Raw genomic sequence first — 18,242 nt, 5'->3', positions numbered from 1 at the left:
ATCTCCTCGAATTGTTAGCGCTATCTATCACGAAAGCGCGCGGGCTGGGAAGCCGTGTCGGCACGGGGGCGGGCGCCGGCTCACTGGTTCATCGCGATCACGTAGCCCGCGATGCCGGCCACGATCACGCCCAGCAGCACGGCCAGCGCGATCTTCCAGGCCGACCAGGGCCGTTCGCCCTGCACCCGGCCCGTGCGGCCATTGACCACGAAGCGATAGCTCTTGCCGCGATACTTGTAGGCGGCCATCCAGACCGGCAGCAGCACGTGCTTGAAGGTCACGTCCGAGACATCGGTGTCGATTCGGTGGATGCGCTGGCGGTCGCCGCCGATATCGAATTTCACGTCGCGCTCGATCTGGCGGTCCATGCGGGCGCGCGCCTCGGTGAAGCCGTCATCGAGATCGACCTGGTAGCCCTCGGCCCGGAACCCGGCGAGGAATTCGGGGCGGTAGGGTTCCATCGCCGACAGGTCCCAGGGCTCCAGCGCGTCGGTGAAGCGCTTGGGCAGCGCCTTGGAGGCCAGCACCAACACGTCGTCGAAGAAGCGCGCCACCCGCCCCGCGGCTGGGGTCCAGCGGATCTTCTGCACGCGCACCGTCTCGGTCTTGCCGTCGCGCACCACCTGCCGGGTCTCGTAGTAGATCGTGCCGCGCTCGCCGCGATAGGCCGAGGCGGTCTGGGCGTCGAAGGTCCAGTAGGGCACGTAGATGCCCGACATGCGCCGCCCCTTGCGGGCATAGTCCTGCAGCCCGTTCGGCGCGAACCACAGCCCGCCCAGCCAGTCGGTCATCGCCTTGCGCGCGGCGGCCTCGTCCAGCGCGAAGGGCAGCAGGCCGCGCGGCTTGATATGGCGATGCGTGCCGGTATCGGTGACCACGGGCGTCGCGCAATAGGGGCATTCGGCGGCATGCGTATCGGGGTCGAACTCGATCTGGGCGGCGCAGTTGGGGCACGTGGTGACCCGCGTCTCCTCGATCTCCTGCAAGGGCAGCAGGTTGGCCATGGCCTGCTTGAAATCCAGCTCGCGCACACCGCCCTCCCACGGGCCGGCGCCGGCGATCTCGCCGGTATTGCCGCAATGGTCGCAGACCAGCCGGCCGGCCTCGGGGTCGAAACGCAGGTCCGACCCGCATTGGTCGCAGGGAAAGCGGTGTTCCTCGGTCGGGCCCGAGGGCAGGGGCGGCGGCGTGTCGGTCATGGCCCGAGATCAGCATGTCCGGCCGGGCGCTTCAAACGAAAAAGCGCGCGCCGCCCGCCGGGCTCAGCGCCGGTTGGTGATCCAGCGACACTGGTAGGGATCGAGCGAGACGCCGGTCTGGTCGGGGGTCAGCTCCTCGCCCGAGAGCAGGTCAACCCAGGTCTCGTCGGCGATCAGGTTGAGCGCGCCCGAGGGCAGGTCCACCCGGTCGCCGCTGACATTGTGCAGCGCAAAGATCGACTGGCTGCGGTCCAGCGCCTGCCGCCAGAGCCCGAAGACCCGGTCGTCCAGATGCAGGGTGAACTGCGTGGCATTGGGATGGAAGGCCGGCTGCTGCGCGCGCAGCCGCATACGTTCCGAGAGGGCGGCCATCACCCTTGCCTGGTCCGAGGCGGGATCGGCCAGCTTCTCCTGCAGGCTGGGATAATCCCAACGGTGCCGGTTGATGGCCCGGTTCATGCCGCGCCGCTCGACGCCCTCGAGGTCGTTCGGCGTGGCCAGCATGGCATGGATGTAGAAGGCGGGGATCCCTTCCAGCGACATGACGATGGTCTGTGAGCACAGGAACCGCGCGACCTGGTGCGCGTCCTCGCCGGCATAGGTCCGCGCCATGGCCGAGAAATAGGTGGTGTTCAGCTCGTAGACCGACTCGCCCCCGCCGGGCAGGCTGCGCATCGAGGCCAGCCCGCCGGACAGCTTGACGGTCTCGATCATGCGCGCGACCTCGTCCTCGGGCAGCAGCCCCTCGGCCGGGCGCATCCCGATCCCGTCATGGCTGGCGCTGAAATTCAGGTAGGCGCAGCCATGCGGGGCGGGCGGCATGGCGCGCTGCCAGCCCAGCAGGTAGCGCGCATCGCCCGACAGCAGCGCGTGCAGGATCAGCGGCGGCAGCGGGAAGTTGTAGATCCAGTGGGCCTCGTTGCACTGGCCGAAATAGGACAGGTTCTCGGCCTTGGGCACGTTGGTCTCGGTCAGCAGGATCAGCGGTTCGGCGGCGAAATCCGACAGCACGCGCAGCAGCTGCACGATGGCATGGGTCTGGGGCAGGTGGATCGAGGGCGTGCCCGGCTCCTTCCAGACGAAGGCCACCGCGTCCAGCCGCACGATGCGCACGCCCATCTCGACATGCAGGCGGATGATGCGGATGATCTCGAGCAGCACCTCGGGGTTGCGGAAATCCAGATCCACCTGGTCATGGCTGAAGGTGCACCAGACATGGCGGATGCCGTCCAGCGTCTCGATCTCCTGCAGCAGCGGCGTGGTGCGCGGGCGCACGACGGTCGAGACGTCATCCTCGGGCGAGGCCTCGTAGAAGAACCGGTCATAGGGGGCCTGGCGCTGGCGGTAGGCGTTGAACCACGTGCCCTGGCTCGACACATGGTTCAGCACGAGGTCCGACATCAGGTGGAACGCCTCGCCGATGCGGGTGATGTCCGGCCAGTCGCCCAGCGTCGGGTTCACCTTGCGGTAATCGGTCACCGCAAAGCCGTCATCCGAGGTGAAGGGAAAGAAGGGAAGGATGTGCACCCCGTTGACCACGCCGCTCATGTGCTCGACCAGGAAGTCGCGCAGCAGGTCGAGCGGCTTGTAGACCCCGTCGATCAGCGAGTCGCCATAGGTGATCAGGATGCCGTCGCGCTGCGACCAGAGCGTGTTGCCGGCCTTGCGGGCGCGTTTGCGCGCGCTGTGCCCCTCGGGCCAGAACGCCTCGACGACCTGACGGGCCAGCGCGTCGGGGTCTTGCTCGGGATAGATGGCGAACAGCAGGCGGCGCAGACGCTGGTGCAGGGCGGTCGAGGTCTCGGGCATCGGGTGCGGGATCTCCTGAGGCGCGGGGTCTGTCGTCAAGGGACGGGTATACCACGTCACGGGGTGGTTGAAAGCGGGCCGGGCGGGCGCGGCCGGTCGGTCTGGGGATTTTCCGGGCATCTGCCGCCGAAACAGGCGCTTGTCGGCCGGCTCAGGGGCGCACCGGCACGACGTCGACGCTGTGGCTGGTGCCATGCCCGCCGGCGCTGCGCAGCGCGCCCTTGACGGGCGAGACGTCGCCGTAATCGCGCCCCACCGCCACGGTGACGTGATCGGCGCCGGCCCACCGGTCATTGGTCGGGTCGATCTCGAGCCATCCGGTCTCGGCCCCGCACCAGGCGCGCACCCAGGCATGCATGGCATCCACCCCGTCCAGCGGCGGCTGCCCCTCGGGCGGGATCGTGCGCAGGAAGCCCGAGACATAGCCCGCCGGGATGCCCAACCCGCGCAGCCCCGCGATCATCACGTGGCTGAAATCCTGGCAGACGCCGCGGCGCTGGGCAAAGGCCTGCGCGGGGTCGGTGGCCACGTCGGTCGCGGCCGGGTCGAAGGCGAACCCGTCATGGATCGCCCGCGACAGCGCCGCCACGATGGCCCGGACCGAGCGCGCGCCGGACGTGGCCTCGCGGGCAAAGGCGGTGATCGCAGGATCCGGCGCCACGCGGGGCGAGGGGCCGGTGAAGTGATGCGGGCTGTCCGGCGCGATGCTGTGCACCGCGGCGATCTCGGCGCGCAGCTCGGACAGGCCGCAGGACAGGTCCAGCGGCAACTCGGGCGCGTCGCGCAGCAGCCGCCCCTCGAAGGTGAAGCTGACTGCGCTCAGCGGCCGGGCATGCGACAGCTCGGTCCGCGGGTTGCCGAAGAAATCGAGGCTGTCGCGCCGGAAATCCTCGGCCGGCTCGACCCGCAGCGCCCCGCGCAGCACGCGCTGCCCGTCGCGGTCGCGCGGCAGCATCCGCAACACCGTGCGATGCGCGCCCGCCGGCGCCGAGTAGCTGTAGGAAATGGCAAGCCTGATGTCATAGAGGATGGGCACGGGCGGGCCTCACTGCAGGTAGCGCGCGGAGAGCTCGTCGGACATGGCCGACAGATCGGCCCGCAGCCCGCCCAGCTGCGCCCCGGTGACCTCTTCGGGATGCGCCACCGAGAGCGCGGTCTGTGTGCGCAGGATGAGGCGCGCCAGATCCGACATGCGCACATCCTCGGCCTTCATCGGCAGCATCACCTCGAGCTCGCGCAGCCGGTCGAGCTGGTAGAGCACCGAACGCGGGTTCTCGCGCTCCAGCACCATGAGGTCGATCAGGGTGTCGCGATTGGCCTCGACCGGGTAGAGACGGCGATGGGTCATCACGCTGTCGCCCATCTCGATGGCCACGTCGAAACTGCCGCGCGGCGCCTCGGGGTCGGCGAAGCTGTCCAGCAGCCAGGTGGTCTGCAACGCGCGTTCCAGCGCGCGGCCGATCGACAGGAAGCGCCAGCCGGAGGAATGGTACATGTTGTCATGCACCAGCCCGGCAAAGCCCGCCAGCTTGCGCAGCAGCATGCTCAGCTCGCGCGCCGCGGCATCACCGCGCGACTCCGCCCGGCTCAGCGCGCGCGCCGAGAGCGACAGGTCGCCAAGCGCGTTCCAGCCATCGGTCGAAAAGCGGTCGCGCACCTTGCCGGCACAGTTCTGCGCGCTGTCGAAGAGCTCCTGCAGCCCCTCGGGCACGCCGCGCTCGGTGCTCAGCCCCATGCCGTCGAGATGGCCCTGCACATGGGCCAGCAGCGGCGTCTCCTGCAGGCCGCTGTCCTGCAGGCGCAGGTGATAGGCGCGCAGCAGGCGCACCGCGCTGTCGGCGCGCTCCACGTAGCGGCCCATCCAGAACAGGTTGTCGGCCGCGCGCGAAGGCAGGTTGCCCTGCTTGCGGTAGCGCGCCGCGCCGGTCTGGCTGGGGGCCAGCGTGTCGGGATCGACCCGGTCCTTGCCGACGATCCAGACATCGGCGACCGAGCCGCCATCCTGCAGCGCCAGCGCGGTGGGGTCCTCGGTCCGGCCGATCCGCGCATAGCCGCCCGGCATCACCGTCCAGCCGTCGCGGGTGCGGGCGGCGAAGACGCGCATCACCATCGGCCGCGGCACCAGCGCGCCGTCGATCATCGCCGGCGTGGTGGACAGGGTCACGGCCTCCTGCCCCACCAGCTGGCTGCCCTCGGCCTCCAGCCAGTCCGAGATCGAGGGATGCGCGGTGCCGCGGAACCGCCCCCCCAGCGCGGTGGCGTCATCCACGTCGAAGGGCAGGCGGGTCGAATAGGCCGGCCCGATCATCATCCGGGACAGGTTGTCGCGCACATAGGCGCGCTCGGCCGCCTGGCCGCACCACCAGGTGGCGATGTTGGGCAGGCGCAGCGGTGCGCCGGTCAGCTCTTCGGCGATGCGGGGCAGGAAGGCCAGCAGCGCGCGTGCCTCGAGCACGCCCGATCCCAGCGCGTTGACCATGGTGAAGGCGCCGGCCCGCAGTGCCGAGACCATACCGGGCGTGCCCAGCGTCGATGCGCCGTTTAGCTCCAGCGGGTCGGCATAGCTGGAATCCAGCCGCCGCCACAGCACGTTGACCGGCTCGGAGCCGCGGATGGTGCGCACGGTCAGACGGTCATCCTCGACCCGCAGATCGTCGCCCTCCAGCAGCATGAAGCCCAGGTAGCGCGCCATGTAGGCGTGCTCGTAATAGGTGGCGTTGTGCTGGCCGGGGGTCAGGATGCCCACGCGCCCGCCCGGCTGGCTGCGATAGCCGTTCAGCGTGTCGCGGAAGCTGCGGAAGAACCCGGCCAGCCGCGTGACATTGGCCCGGGCAAAGACGTCGGGAAAGACCCGCCCCGTGGCCATCCGGTTTTCCAGCGCGAAGCCCGCGCCCGAGGGCGCCTGCGTGCGGTCGCCCAGCACGAACCACTGCCCGTCGGGCGCGCGGCCCAGCTCGAAGGCGAGGAAATGCAGGTAATGCCCCGAGCGGGGCGGCACGCCCACCATGGGGCGCAGCCATTCGGGGATCCGGGTGACGATCTCGGCGGGCAGGTGGCCGTCCTCGACCAGCCGGCCGGGGCCGTAGAGATCGGCCATCACCCGTTCCAGCAGCTCGGCGCGCTGCACGATGCCGGCGCCCAGCGTCTCCCATTCCTCGGCGCCGATCATCACCGGCACGTGGCTGAGCGGCCAGTCCCGCTCGGTCGAGCCCGAGCCGGAATATTGCCGGTAGTAGACGCCGGCGTCGTGCAGGTACTGGTCGCCGCGCCGGAACCGTTCGGCCAGCGCCTCGGGCTCTTCCTGCGCGATCAGCCGCATCAGCGGGCGCCAGACCGGCCGCAGCCGCCCGTCGGGCTGCAACAGCTCGTCGGCCACGCCATTCGGTGGGGAATATCCCTCGACCAGCTTGCGCAGGTCGGGGTCGGGTGCGGTCATGATCAGAGTCCGGGTGGTCGGCGCAGGTCCAGCGTCATCGGGAACTCAGGATGCACGTTTTCCTCGGCAGGCCAATAGCCGCCGGGCGTGTGGCCCATCTTTTCGAACCGCGCCAGCCTGCGGGCCTCGGCCTCGTTGGCATTGACCGGGAAGGTGTCGTAGTTGCGTCCGCCCGGATGCGCCACGTGATAGCGGCAGCCCCCCAGCGCCCGGCCGGTCCAGGTGTCGAAGATGTCGAAGACCAGCGGCACGTTGGTGGGCAGGGTGGGGTGCAGCGAATCCGGCGGCTGCCACGCCTTGAAGCGCACGCCGGCGATCTCTTCGCCGCTGGTGCCCGTGCCGGTCAGCGGCACGCGGCGGCCATTGGCGGTGACGATGTAGCGCCCCGGGTTCAGCGAGTTCAGCTTGACCTGCATGCGCTCGACCGAGCTGTCGGTATAGCGCACCGTCCCGCCGATGGCGCCGCGCTCGCCCAGCACGTGCCAGGGCTCCAGCGCCTGGCGCAGCTCCAGGTGCACGCCCTCGTACTCGACTTCGCCGCAGAAGGGGAAACGGAACTCGGCCTGCGCCTCGTACCAGTCGGGGCGGAAGTGGAAGCCGTGATCGCCAAGGTCGCGCAGCACGTCGAGGAAATCGGCCCAGACGAAATGCGGCAGCATGAAGCGGTCATGCAGCACGGTGCCCCAGCGTGGCGGCGTGCCCTTGATCGGCGCCGCCCAGAACCGCGCCAGCAGCGCGCGCAGCAGCACCTGCTGGGCGAGGCTCATCTTGGCGTCGGGCGGCATCTCGAAGCCGCGGAACTCCACCAGTCCCAGCCGGCCGGTCGGCCCGTCGGGCGAGAACAGCTTGTCGATGCAGATCTCGGCCCGGTGGGTGTTGCCGGTCACGTCGATCAGCATGTTGCGCAGCAGCCGGTCCACCAGCCAGGGCTGCGGCTGCGTGCCGTCGCCCGGGTCGGGAATGTGGTTCAGCGCGATCTCCAGCTCGTAGAGCGTGTCGTGCCGCGCCTCGTCGATCCGCGGCGCCTGGCTGGTCGGGCCGATGAAGGTGCCCGAGAACAGGTAGGACAGCGACGGGTGACGCAGCCAGTGCAGCACGATCGAGCGCAGCATGTCCGGCCGGCGCAGGAAGGGGGAATCGTAGGTCGTGCCCCCGCCCACCACGACATGGTTGCCGCCACCGGTGCCGGTATGCTTGCCGTCGATCATGAACTTGTCGGCGCCCAGCCGGCAGTGCCGCGCCTCTTCATAGACGCCCTGCGTGATGGCCTTGCAGTCCTCCCAGCTGTGGGCGGGGTGGATGTTGACCTCGATCACGCCGGGATCGGGGGCCACCTTGATGACGTTCATGCGCGGATCGTCGGGCGGGGCGTAGCCCTCGACATGGATCGGCAGGCCCAGCTCCTCGGCGGTGGCCTCGGCATTGGCGAGCAGCTCGAGATAGTCCTCGAGCGTGGTGGTCGGCGGCATGAACAGGCACAGCTTGCCGTCGCGCGGCTCGATCGCGATGGCGGTGCGCACCGCGCCGGTGGCCGGGTCCACGCCGCCCATCTGGCGCTGCTCCTCGCGCCGGCGCATGTCCTGCCGCGACGAGGCGACATCCTGGTCGCGGCCCTGCGTGACCGGCGGCAGGGTCTCGGCCTCTTCGCGCGCGATGCGCTCCAGCTCCTCGAGGATGGCACGGCGGCGCTCGTCGAGATCGGCATGCACGTCGGGCAGGGGCGTGGCCGGGATCTCGGACGGGTCTGCCGGATAGATGTAAGGGTAGGCGACCGGCGTGATATAGGGCAGCCCGCCCAGCGGCAGGCGATAGCCCACCGGGCTGTCGCCGGGGATCAGGAAGAGATGGCCTCGCCGCGGACGCCAGTATTCCGACTGCCAGCGCCCCGAGGCGCGCGACTGCCAGAGCCGCTGCAGCGGCAGCACGTAGCCCGCAGGCTCTGTCAGGCCGCGGTTGAAGACCCGCGCGATGCGCGCCCGCGCCTCGGGATCCTTCAGCTTGCTGTCCTCGGGCGAGACATTGGCCGGCAGGCCGGCCTCGCGCAGCACCCATTCGGCCGGGTCCTCGAAGGCGGGTTGCGCGTGGTCTCGCGGGATGCCGAGGTTCTCGGCGAATTTCGACAGGAAGCTCTCGGCCTCGGCGATGCCGGCCGCCTGTGCCGGGTTCTCGCGCGCGACATGGGCGTCGTTCTTCCAGACCGGCTTGCCGTCGCGGCGCCAGTAAAGCGCGAAGGTCCAGCGCGGCAGCGTCTCGCCCGGGTACCACTTGCCCTGGCCGTAATGCAGGAATCCGCCCGGCGCGAAGCGCCCGCGCAGCCGGCGGATCAGCGTGTCGGCCAGCGCGCGTTTCTGCGGGCCCACCGCGGCGGTGTTCCACTCGTCGGACTGGAAATCGTCGATCGACACGAAGGTCGGCTCGCCGCCCATGGTCAGGCGCATGTCCTGCCGCTCGATCGCCGCGTCCACCTGGTGGCCCAGCTTGTCCAGCGCGTCCCAGGCCTCGTCCGAGAAAGGCTTGGTGATGCGCGGATGCTCGGCCGTGCGCGCCACGGTCATGTCGAAATGGAAGGTGGTCTGCGTCTCGGGATCGCCGGTGAAGCCGCCCACGATGGGGGCGGCGTTGCGGTAATGCGGCGTCGCGGCCAGCGGGATGTGGCTTTCGCCGGTCAGCAGCCCCGAGGTCGGGTCCAGCCCGATCCAACCGGCCCCGGGCAGGAAGACCTCGGCCCAGGCATGCAGGTCGGTGAAATCGTGATCCGTGCCCGGTGGCCCGTCCAGCGACACAAGGTCCGGTTTCAGCTGGATCAGGTAGCCCGAGCAGAAGCGCGCCGCAAAACCCAGGTGGCGCAGGATCTGCACCAGCAGCCACGAGGTGTCGCGGCACGAGCCCTTGCCGCGCTCCAGCGTCTCTTCCGGCGTCTGCACGCCGGGCTCCATGCGGATGATGTAGCCGATCTGCTGCTGCAGTTTCATGTTCAGATCGACGAGGAAATCCACCGTGCCGGTGCTCTGGCGCGGGATCGCGGCAAGGTAGTCCTTCAGCCGCGGGCCGGCCGGCTCGGGGTTCAGGTAGATCTGCAGGTCATGGCCGAAATCCTCGCCATAGTCGAAGGGCCAGTCCTTGGCGTAGTCCTCGGTGAAGAAGTCGAACGGGTTGTAGACCGTCATGTCGGCCACGAGGTCGACCTCGATCTTCAACTCGCGCACTGGCTCGGGGAAGACGAACCGGGCCAGCCAGTTGCCATAGGGGTCCTGCTGGTGGTTCACGAAATGGTCTGTCGGGCTGATCTTGAGCGAATGCGAGATCACCCGCGTCCGGCTGTGCGGGGCAGGGCGCAGCCGGATGATCTGGGGCGACAGCATGACGGGGCGGTCATATTCGTAATGGGTCAGGTGATAGACGCTTGCCGTGATCGCCATGGGCGTCCCCTTTGTGATTGTCCGGGTTCAGATGACAGGGCGTCGCACGGCGTGTAAAGCCTGCGCCGTCGGGGCCGGTGCCCGCGCGGGCCAATCCCGCGCCACTGTGCTGAAAGAACGGGCGCCGGTCGGTCCGGGCAACGGGGGCGGATCACCCCGGTCAGTCACCGAAGACCGGCAGGCTGTCCAGCGCGTTCTTGAGCGCGTCGCCCCAACCCTGCGAGATCGCTTGGAAATACTCGGAGTCTGCCGCGATCCGGCCGGTCGTGCCGATCTCGAAGCTGTCCGCCCTGTACAGGTGGTAGTCCAGCGGCAGGCCGACGGTCAGGTTGGCCTTGATGGTGCTGTCGAAGCTGACGCAGAGCAGGCGCATGGCCTCGTCGAAGCTCAGCCCCGGCTCGAAGGCGCGCACGAGGATCGGGCGGCCGTACTTGATCTCGCCGGTCTGGAAATAGGGCGTGTCGGACCCGGCCTCGATGAAATTGCCCTCGGGGTAGATCAGGAACAGCCGCGGCGGGCCGCCGGCGATCTGGCCGCCGATGATCAGCGTGGCATTGAAGGCGGTGCTGGCCTCCATGCCCTCGCCGGCCTGTTTCGCGATCACCTCGCGCAGGGTCTCGGCCACCAGTTTGGCGGCCTGGAACATCGAGGGCACGGCCAGGATCGAGGGGTCGCGCTCGTCGTGGGCCTTGGTGCGCTCGTCCAGCAGGCTGACCACGGCCTGCGTGGTGGCCAGGTTGCCGGCGGTCATCAGCGTGATCATCCGCTCGCCGGGCTTGTCCCAGTGGAACATCTTGCGGAAGGTCGAGATGTTGTCGAGCCCGGCATTGGTCCGGGTGTCGGACATGAAGACGAGACCGGCATCGAGCATCATGCCAACGCAATAGGTCATGTCGGGATCGTCCTTACTGCTGCGCCACCTCTATCGCGACGTTCATGGCCTCGCCCGCCTGTCCCGTTCGGGTGCCCGTCACCGGGGCGGCATCGGCATAGTCCAGCCCGGTCGCCACGCGGACATAGCGGGTATCGGGCGAAATGCAATTGGAAACGTCGAACCCCACCCAGCCCAGCCCGTCCACATGGGTCTCGGCCCAGGCATGCATGGCCTCCTGCTCGACCCGGTCATCCATCAGCAGGTAGCCCGAGACGTAGCGCGCCGGCAGCCCCATCTCGCGCGCGCAGGCGATGTAGACATGCGCGTGGTCCTGGCAGACGCCCTTGCCCTCGGTCAGCACGCGCTCGGCCTCGGACGCGCTGTCGGTGGCGCCCAGCTGGTAGTCCACCCGTTCGCCGATCAGTTTCATCAGCATGTGCAGCCGTTCCAGCGGCGTGTCGCCCGTCACCTCGCGCACCAGCGCGCGGATCGCCGGGCCGGGTTTGGTGCGCGGCGTCACCCGGCGGTAGAGCCAGAGCGGCGCGGGCCCGGGATGCGGGCCGACCACGCCATGGGTCTCGCTCAGCTCGACCTCGCCCTCGGAGGTGACCAGCAGCGTCTCGGTGCCCTTCTCGAAGCTGATCAGCTCCACCGTGTTGCGGTGGTGATCCTCGTAGGACAGTTCCTTGACCCCGCCCTCGATCCGGGTGCTCCAGCTCAGCACGGATTGCGCCGCGCCGGGCTTGGGCGTCTTGCGCACCTGCTGGAGCCCGTAGGTCTCGGGGCTGTCGAAGCGGTACTGGGTGGTGTGGCGGATCCGCAGGCGCATGGGGCTCACTCGTAGAATCGGTAGTCGATCTCGATCTGCTGCCCCAGCGCGCCGAGGCAGTTCAGCGTCTCCTGGACGAATTCGTGCAGACCGTAGTCGAAGATCTCGTCGATGTCGCGGCTCAGGTGCCGCTCGGACATGTCGACGACCATGCCGTGCGCGCGCGGGAAATTCCCGTATTCGCGGCCGAGGAACTCCATGTTGCTGCGCAGCTTGTCGACGCAGAACCCCAGGCTGCGCGGGAAGCGCCGGTCGAGGATCAGGAAGGAGGCGATGTCGCGCGGCTCGAACTGGTTGCCGAATTCCATCCGGAAGCCGCCGCGCGCCGAGACAGAGCGCAGGATCGTCTCCCACTGGACATTGTCCAGATCGGTGCCCACCGCCATGACCGAAGGCAGCAGCACGTAGTACTTCACATCGAGGATGCGCGTAGTGTTGTCGGCGCGTTCGAGGAAGGTGCCGATGCGACAGAAATCGTAGATGTCGTTGCGCAGCATCGTGCCATGGGTGGCGCCGCGCACCAGCGCGGTCTGCTGGCGGATGCGGCGCAGGATGTTGGGTAGGTCGCGCTCGCCCACCTTGCGCGCCAGCATGTCGCGCGCGCCCATGTAGATCGCGTTGGTGCCTTCCCAGACCTCGCCGGTCAACGCGGTGCGCACCAGCCGCGCGTTCTGCCGCGCGCCGCCGATGCAGTTCAGAACCGAGGACGGGTTGCCCTTGGCGCGCAGCATCCAGTCGATCACCGTGTCCTTGGTCACCGCGTCGTAATGATCGTGGAAGCCGGCGGTCACGCCGGCCGATTGCAGGACCGATTGCCAGTCCTCGTCGCTTTCGCCCGAGCGGGTCAGGGCGATGCGCTGGCCGGTCTCGACCAGCCGCGACACGTTCTCGGCCCGCTCGAGATAGCGGTACATCCAGAACAGACCGTTTGCCGTCTTGCCGAGCATCAGTCCTCCAGCACCCAGGTGTCCTTGGTCCCGCCGCCCTGCGACGAGTTCACCACAAGCGAGCCCTTCTTGAGCGCCACGCGGGTCAGCCCGCCCGGGGTGATGCGGATCCCGTCGGGCGAGACCAGCACGAAGGGGCGCAGGTCGACATGGCGCGGGGTCAGCCCGGCGCGGTTGAAGATCGGCACGGTGGACAGCGACAGCGTGGGCTGGGCGATGTAGTTGCCCGGCCGCGCGGTCAGCTTCTTGCGGAACTCGGCGATGTCCTTCTTGGTCGCGGTGGGCCCGATCAACATGCCGTAGCCGCCCGATCCGTGCACCTCCTTGACGACCAGCTCGGACAGGTTGTCCAGCACGTAGGCCAGGCTGTCGGGCTCCGAGCAGCGCCAGGTGGGCACGTTTTCCAGCAGCGGGCGCTCGCCGGTGTAGAACTGCACGATGTCGGGGATGTAGCTGTAGATCGCCTTGTCATCGGCGATCCCGGTGCCCGGCGCATTGGCAATGGTGATCCGGCCGGCGCGGTAGACATCCATGATCCCCGGCACGCCCAGGGCAGAGTCCGGGTTGAAGTTCAGCGGGTCGAGGAACTCGTCGTCGACGCGGCGATAGAGCACGTCGATCTGCTTGTAGCCTTGCGTGGTGCGCATGGCCACGCGGCCGTCGACGATGCGCAGGTCGTGCCCCTCGACCAGCTCGACCCCCATCTGGTCGGCCAGGAAGGCATGCTCGAAATAGGCCGAGTTGTAGATCCCCGGCGTCAGCACCGCCACGGCGGGCCGGCCCGACAGGCCCTGCGGCGCGCAGGCGGCCAGCGACTTGCGCAGGTGCGAGGGGTAGTTCTGCACCGATTGCACCCGGTTCTGCGAGAACAGCTCGGGGAACATCTGCAACATGGTCTCGCGGTTCTCGAGCATGTAGCTGACGCCCGACGGCGTGCGGGCATTGTCCTCGAGCACGTAGAACCGGTCGTCATCGGTGCGCACCAGGTCGATGCCCACGATATGGGTGTAGATGTTGCCCGGCGGGTCGACGCCGATCATCTCGGGCAGGAAGGCCTCGTTGCGGTCGATCATCTGCGCCGGCAGCTTGCCGGCCTTCACGATCTCCTGCCGGTGATAGATGTCGTGCAGGAAGGCGTTGATCGCGCGCACGCGCTGCTCGATGCCGCGCGACAGGCGTTGCCATTCCCCGTTCGAGATGATGCGCGGCACGATGTCGAAGGGGATCAGTCGTTCCTCGGCCTCGGCCCGGCCATAGACGTTGAAGGTGATCCCGGTCAGGCGGAACAGCTCCTCGGCCTCGCGCTGCTTGTCGCGCAGCCGCTTGGGTTCCTCGCCGTCGAACCAGTCCTTGAATTTCGCATAAGGTGCCCGGATCCGGTCGTCTCGGCCCAGCATCTCGTCGAAGATCGGTTCGTCGTCCATGGGGTCAGGGCACCTGCTTTGCGTCTTCGGCCCGCGTGGGGCAGGGCGCCACGAGCGGGCGCCCATGCACCAACTCAATCAACAGATCCGTGAGCGCGCAATGGTTTGGTCATGTTTGCGGGGCCGGGGTGCCGGAATGCCGCCCCCGGGGTGCCGGACATGCGTGCAGCTGCTGAAAATTTGGGCAGCCGGGCGCGGGATGCGGCCCTGTCAGTCGAACCAGGCCGCCCAGCCCTCTTCGTAGTAGCGCGCCAGCGGGTGCGACCGGATCGAGTTCACCTCGACCTCCAGCGGCCCGGTATCGGCCCCGAAAACCTGCGCGGCCTGCCACGCTGCCGGGGTCAGGAAGCGCAGCCCGCCGGGCAGTTCCGGCGCGCGGTCGGGAAAGCCCTGCGCCCGCGCCATCACGAACCCCCAGTCGCCGAAGCTGGGCACGTAGACATGGTAGGGCAGGGTGGCCAATGTCTCGCCCGGCAGGGCGGGGCTGGGAATGGCGGCCAGCGTCGCTTCGATCGACCAGAAGGCCGCGCGCGCGAAGAGCGGTGAGCCCGATTGCGTGACGAAGACGCCGCCAAAGCCCAGCCGCTGCACCATCAGCTTGTAGAACTCGGCCGAATAGAGCTTGGACAGCGTCAGGTTCCGTGGATCGGGCAGGTCGGCGATGATCACGTCATAGGACGGCCCGGCCTCTTCGAGGAATTGCCAGGCGTCGCGGTTCACGATTGTCACGCGCGGATCGCTGAGCGCTCGGTCGTTCAGCGCGGCCAATTGTGGGGTGTCGCGGAAAAGCTCGGTCACCCGCGGGTCGAGATCGACCAGCGTCACCGCCTGCACGTCGTCATGGCGCAAGACCTCGCGCGCCGCCATGCCGTCGCCGCCGCCCAGGATCAGCACATTGCGCGGTCGCGCGACATAGCCCATGGCGGGGTGGACCAGCGCCTCGTGGTAGCGATGCTCGTCGCGGCTGTCGAACTGGATCGACTGGTCGAGGAACAGCCGCACGCGGTCGCGGAAGCGGGTGACCGTGATCGCCTGGTAGGGCGTGCGCTCGGCGAGGATGATGTCATCCTCGTAAAGCGCGGCATCCAGCGCCGAGACGATGCGCTCGGAGGCAACAAGCGTGCCGGCGCAGAGCAGCAGCGCCAGCCCCCAGGCCCATGGCAGGAGCCGGCCCAGCCGGTCGCGGAAGATCCACAGCGACAGCCCCGCCACGGCGAGGTTGGCCAGCCCGAAGGCAAGGCTCGCGCTCATCAGGCCGAGGTACGGCACGACCAGCAGCGGAAAGGCCAGCGAGGCGACCAGCGCGCCAAGATAGTCGGCGGTCAGCACGTTCTCGAAGCGGAAATCGCGGGCGCCGATCTCGTCCAGCACGCGGGCGATCAGCGGGATTTCCATCCCCGACAGCACGCCGATGGCGACAAGCGCGCCGTAGAGCGGCAGGCCCACCACGCCGTAGCCGGCATAGACCGCGAAGATCACCGGCGCGCTGAAGCCACCGATCACCCCCAGCGCGATCTGCGCGCGCACGAAGCCGCCGACAGGTTCCGCCACGAAGCGCGACAGCCAGGCGCCGAGGCCCATCGAGCTGAGGAAGACGCCGATCACCAGGCTGAACTGGCGCACGCTGTCGCCCAGCAGGTAGCTTGACGCGGTGGCGGCGATCAGCTCGTAGACCAGCCCGGCGACGGCGACGATGAAGGTGGCCAGCAGCAGCCAGACCGCCTCGGCCCGGGTCTGCGTCACGACAGGATGACGGCCGCGATGATGATCGAGATCGACAGGAACAGCGCCGAGATCAGCACCGCGATGGCCACGTTCTGGTCCTCCTCGATCTCGCGGCGCAGCGAGAACGGGGTCAGCTTCTCGATCAGCAGCCAGCAGGCCACCAGCAGGAGCAGACCGAGGAAGGTGTAGAAGATCGTGCCGACGATCTCGGCAATCAGAATATTCGCCAACATGGCAAGGCCCTTTCCCTATTTCACGCGTCCGCCGACGCCGAATGTGCCCGAACGCACCGACACGACACTGGCGCTGGCGCCCCACACGCCCTTGGAGGACAGGTAGACCGATCCCCCCAGCACGGCGGCGCAGCACAGCACGAAGACCAGGCGCGTGATCCAGATCATGTCGGCTCCTCACTCAATCGTCGTCACTCCAGTCCGAGCCGGCGAATTTGCGGTTCCGCCGCCAGTGGTCGTAGGCGAAGCAGGCGGCAAAGACGAGGCCGAACAGGAAGACCGTCTTCCACATCGGCGAGGGGCTGTAGGTGCGCCCGCGCGCCGTGGCGCTGATCCAGCTGTTGGTCTGCCGCGTGCCCACCTCGCCCGAGCCGAACTCGGTCATGTCCACGTGCAGCGTATAGCTCTGCGCCGCGGGAGAGCGGAAGGTCAGCGTGCCCGAACGGCTGCCCTCGGTCCATGTGCCCTCGGAGTCGCGCCCGAAATAGTAGGACACCTCGCGCCCGCCTTCGAAGAGCGTCTCGCCCTCGGCATCCTCCAGCTCCAGCTCGAAGAAGGCCCAGCCATTGGTGACATCGGTCTGCAGGTCGATCGAGATCAGGTTCATCGAGGCGTCGGTCTCGAACTCCAGTGTCAGCGGCAGCGCGTCCAGCGACACCCGGTCGGTCCGCGCCAGCGTCGGCCCGCCCGACATCATGGTGAAGAGCAGCAGCAGAACCGACAGGACGAGGAAGGCCATCGCGGTGGCCTTGAAGAAGGGACCGTTGGCCCAGGGCCCCGGCGCGGTCAGCGGGTGCGAGGCGCGGGGCGCCGGGTGGTCGATCCCGAAGGAGCCCTGCTCGGCATCGCTCAGCAGGCGCGTCAGCTCGACCTCGCGCTCGGCGCTGCCCTCGCCGCGGTTCAGTGCCAGCATGCCGTCCGGCCCGACGAAGGTCACGGTCGAAGTCGCATCGCCCAGCCGCGGCGTCCAGTTGAAGGCGCCCTCGACAAAGTCGATCTCGGCCAGCGAGCTCTCGTAATAATCGTATTGCCGGTCGCCCAGCCAGACCCGCGGCCGGCGCTCGGCCAGTTCCACGTCGCGGGCCGAGTACCACAGCGAGGGCTGCCGGCGCAGCCGCCGGGTGAAGGTCAGGTGGCCCGAGGCCTCGAGCGTGATCCAGGCATAGCCATGCGTCGGCGAGTAGATCTGGTGATCCAGCCAGTGCCAGGTCCGCCCGCCGTACCGTTCGACCCAGCCGACCTTGCCGATCACGGTGAAGCTGACGCCCTCGATCCGCCCGGTATCGCCCAGCGACAGCGGGCTGTGCGGCCGCTCCATGTCGGCATATTGCGCGATCAGGCGGAAATCCTCGTGCGCGTCCAGCACGCCGCCGCAATAGGGGCAGACATGGGTCTGCACCCGGCCGCCGCCCAGCACGTCCTGCCCGGCGCCGCAGGAGGGGCAGTTGATCGCGCGCACCGTGCCCGTCATGCCCGCTCCACCTGCAATTCGAAGGGATCGAGCCAGGCGCCGAGGAACCAGTCGGTCTGCCCGGCATGGGTCTCGGCGCTCAGCAGCGTGGTCTCGGGGCCCGAGAGGTTGACGTAATCGAACCGGTCACCCACCGCCAGACGCTCGGGGAAGACACCGCGCAGCGCGGTACATTCGCCGCTGTCGATTTCGGTCGCGGCATAGGTCTCGCCGCGGTACTGCACGGTGTCGCCCAGCCGTGGCCGGGCGGGCAGGTCGGCGGGCGGATCGGGCAGGTCGGACTGTGCCACGACATCGCCCTCGTCGACGCTGATCCAGACGCCGTCGCCCTTGGGCGCGGTGGCCCAGAACTCGTCCCACCAGCCGGGGCCATAGCTGAAGCGCGCATGCCCCTCCACGGTCAGCCAGCGCCCGTCCAGCTGGACCCGGTCGCCGAGGCCGATCAGCGTCGGCGCGTCATGCATCACCCCCGCGGTGCCGGCCGCGTTCAGCCGACCGTCAAGGATGTAGAGCGTGGAGTCGCAGGACGGGCAGACCGCCATCAGCGCCGCGTCGAGCCGACCGGGAACCGCGTCCCCGCAATTGGGACAGTTGGGCATCTCACAATCCGAAATCACTTGCTGCCAAAGAGCTAGCCGGAACCGGCCCGTGGCGCAATGCCCGCGTGCGCTCCACGACGGATGGGACTGTGGCGTGCTCGGAACAAGGTGGGCGCGAAATACGGGCTCGCCGGATCGTAAAGGTTTTGTTAACGATTATACTCAAGGTTGCAAGGCGGGGACAACTACAGGTGAAGCGCGTGGAACGTGTAGGATCTGCGGCGCGCGTGGTCCGGGTGCGGGGAACGCCCGGGGCAGGCAGTTGCGAGACACCGAA

The 18,242-nt window shown here is 68.5% G+C and carries 14 protein-coding genes; all 14 read right to left on the bottom strand.

Annotation, left to right across the window (positions count from 1 at the left end):
- Positions 1 to 80: 80 nt before the first annotated feature.
- The 14 genes from AVJ23_RS01705 to AVJ23_RS01645 all read right to left on the bottom strand — a co-directional run bounded on the left by AVJ23_RS01705 (position 81) and on the right by AVJ23_RS01645 (position 17,965).
- Complete coding sequence (locus AVJ23_RS01705; protein ID WP_058860418.1) at positions 81 to 1,199, bottom strand: TFIIB-type zinc finger domain-containing protein; 1,119 nt, start codon at positions 1,197 to 1,199, stop codon at positions 81 to 83.
- Positions 1,200 to 1,262: 63 nt separating this feature from the next.
- Entirely contained in the window at positions 1,263 to 3,008 is a 1,746-nt protein-coding gene (locus tag AVJ23_RS01700; RefSeq protein WP_058860417.1) for a sugar phosphorylase, read from the bottom strand.
- 151 nt (positions 3,009 to 3,159) lie between these two features.
- Positions 3,160 to 4,038 (bottom strand): transglutaminase family protein, encoded by an 879-nt coding sequence (locus AVJ23_RS01695; RefSeq protein WP_058860783.1) that lies wholly within the window; start codon positions 4,036 to 4,038, stop codon positions 3,160 to 3,162.
- Between the two features lie 15 nt (positions 4,039 to 4,053).
- Positions 4,054 to 6,444 (bottom strand): circularly permuted type 2 ATP-grasp protein, encoded by a 2,391-nt coding sequence (locus AVJ23_RS01690; protein WP_058860416.1) that lies wholly within the window; start codon positions 6,442 to 6,444, stop codon positions 4,054 to 4,056.
- Positions 6,445 to 6,446: 2 nt separating this feature from the next.
- Positions 6,447 to 9,863, bottom strand: a complete 3,417-nt coding sequence (locus AVJ23_RS01685; RefSeq protein ID WP_058860415.1) for a transglutaminase family protein — start codon at positions 9,861 to 9,863, stop codon at positions 6,447 to 6,449.
- A gap of 160 nt (positions 9,864 to 10,023) precedes the next feature.
- Positions 10,024 to 10,755 (bottom strand): proteasome-type protease, encoded by a 732-nt coding sequence (locus tag AVJ23_RS01680; protein ID WP_058860414.1) that lies wholly within the window; start codon positions 10,753 to 10,755, stop codon positions 10,024 to 10,026.
- 13 nt (positions 10,756 to 10,768) lie between these two features.
- Entirely contained in the window at positions 10,769 to 11,566 is a 798-nt protein-coding gene (locus AVJ23_RS01675) for a transglutaminase family protein (protein WP_058860413.1), read from the bottom strand.
- Positions 11,567 to 11,571: 5 nt separating this feature from the next.
- The gene (locus AVJ23_RS01670) at positions 11,572 to 12,513 is read right to left on the bottom strand and encodes an alpha-E domain-containing protein (protein ID WP_058860412.1); all 942 of its coding nucleotides are present in this window, start codon (positions 12,511 to 12,513) and stop codon (positions 11,572 to 11,574) included.
- On the bottom strand, positions 12,513 to 13,937 hold the full coding sequence (locus AVJ23_RS01665; protein ID WP_058860411.1) for a circularly permuted type 2 ATP-grasp protein: 1,425 nt from the start codon (positions 13,935 to 13,937) through the stop codon (positions 12,513 to 12,515). The genes AVJ23_RS01670 and AVJ23_RS01665 overlap by 1 nt, the downstream gene beginning before the upstream one ends.
- 210 nt (positions 13,938 to 14,147) lie before the next feature.
- Positions 14,148 to 15,680: a polyamine aminopropyltransferase gene (locus AVJ23_RS01660; protein WP_058860410.1), complete on the bottom strand. Its 1,533-nt coding sequence runs from the start codon at positions 15,678 to 15,680 to the stop codon at positions 14,148 to 14,150.
- Positions 15,677 to 15,895: a DUF350 domain-containing protein gene (locus tag AVJ23_RS01655; protein WP_058860409.1), complete on the bottom strand. Its 219-nt coding sequence runs from the start codon at positions 15,893 to 15,895 to the stop codon at positions 15,677 to 15,679. Before AVJ23_RS01655 ends, AVJ23_RS01660 begins: the two co-directional genes overlap by 4 nt.
- 15 nt (positions 15,896 to 15,910) lie before the next feature.
- Positions 15,911 to 16,063 carry a hypothetical protein gene (locus AVJ23_RS22735; RefSeq protein ID WP_157772602.1) on the bottom strand — a complete coding sequence of 51 codons (153 nt, stop codon included), beginning with the start codon at positions 16,061 to 16,063 and terminating at the stop codon, positions 15,911 to 15,913.
- 13 nt (positions 16,064 to 16,076) lie between these two features.
- Entirely contained in the window at positions 16,077 to 17,366 is a 1,290-nt protein-coding gene (locus AVJ23_RS01650) for a DUF4178 domain-containing protein (protein WP_058860408.1), read from the bottom strand.
- Positions 17,363 to 17,965 carry a DUF4178 domain-containing protein gene (locus AVJ23_RS01645; protein ID WP_058860407.1) on the bottom strand — a complete coding sequence of 201 codons (603 nt, stop codon included), beginning with the start codon at positions 17,963 to 17,965 and terminating at the stop codon, positions 17,363 to 17,365. Before AVJ23_RS01645 ends, AVJ23_RS01650 begins: the two co-directional genes overlap by 4 nt.
- Between the last annotated feature and the right edge of the window lie 277 nt (positions 17,966 to 18,242).

The sequence above is a fragment of the Pseudoponticoccus marisrubri genome (assembly GCF_001482405.1).
GTDB classification, from domain to species: domain Bacteria; phylum Pseudomonadota; class Alphaproteobacteria; order Rhodobacterales; family Rhodobacteraceae; genus Pseudoponticoccus; species Pseudoponticoccus marisrubri.
The sequence above is the reverse complement of the archived record's forward strand: the minus strand, read 5'-3'. Positions and strand labels throughout refer to the sequence as shown.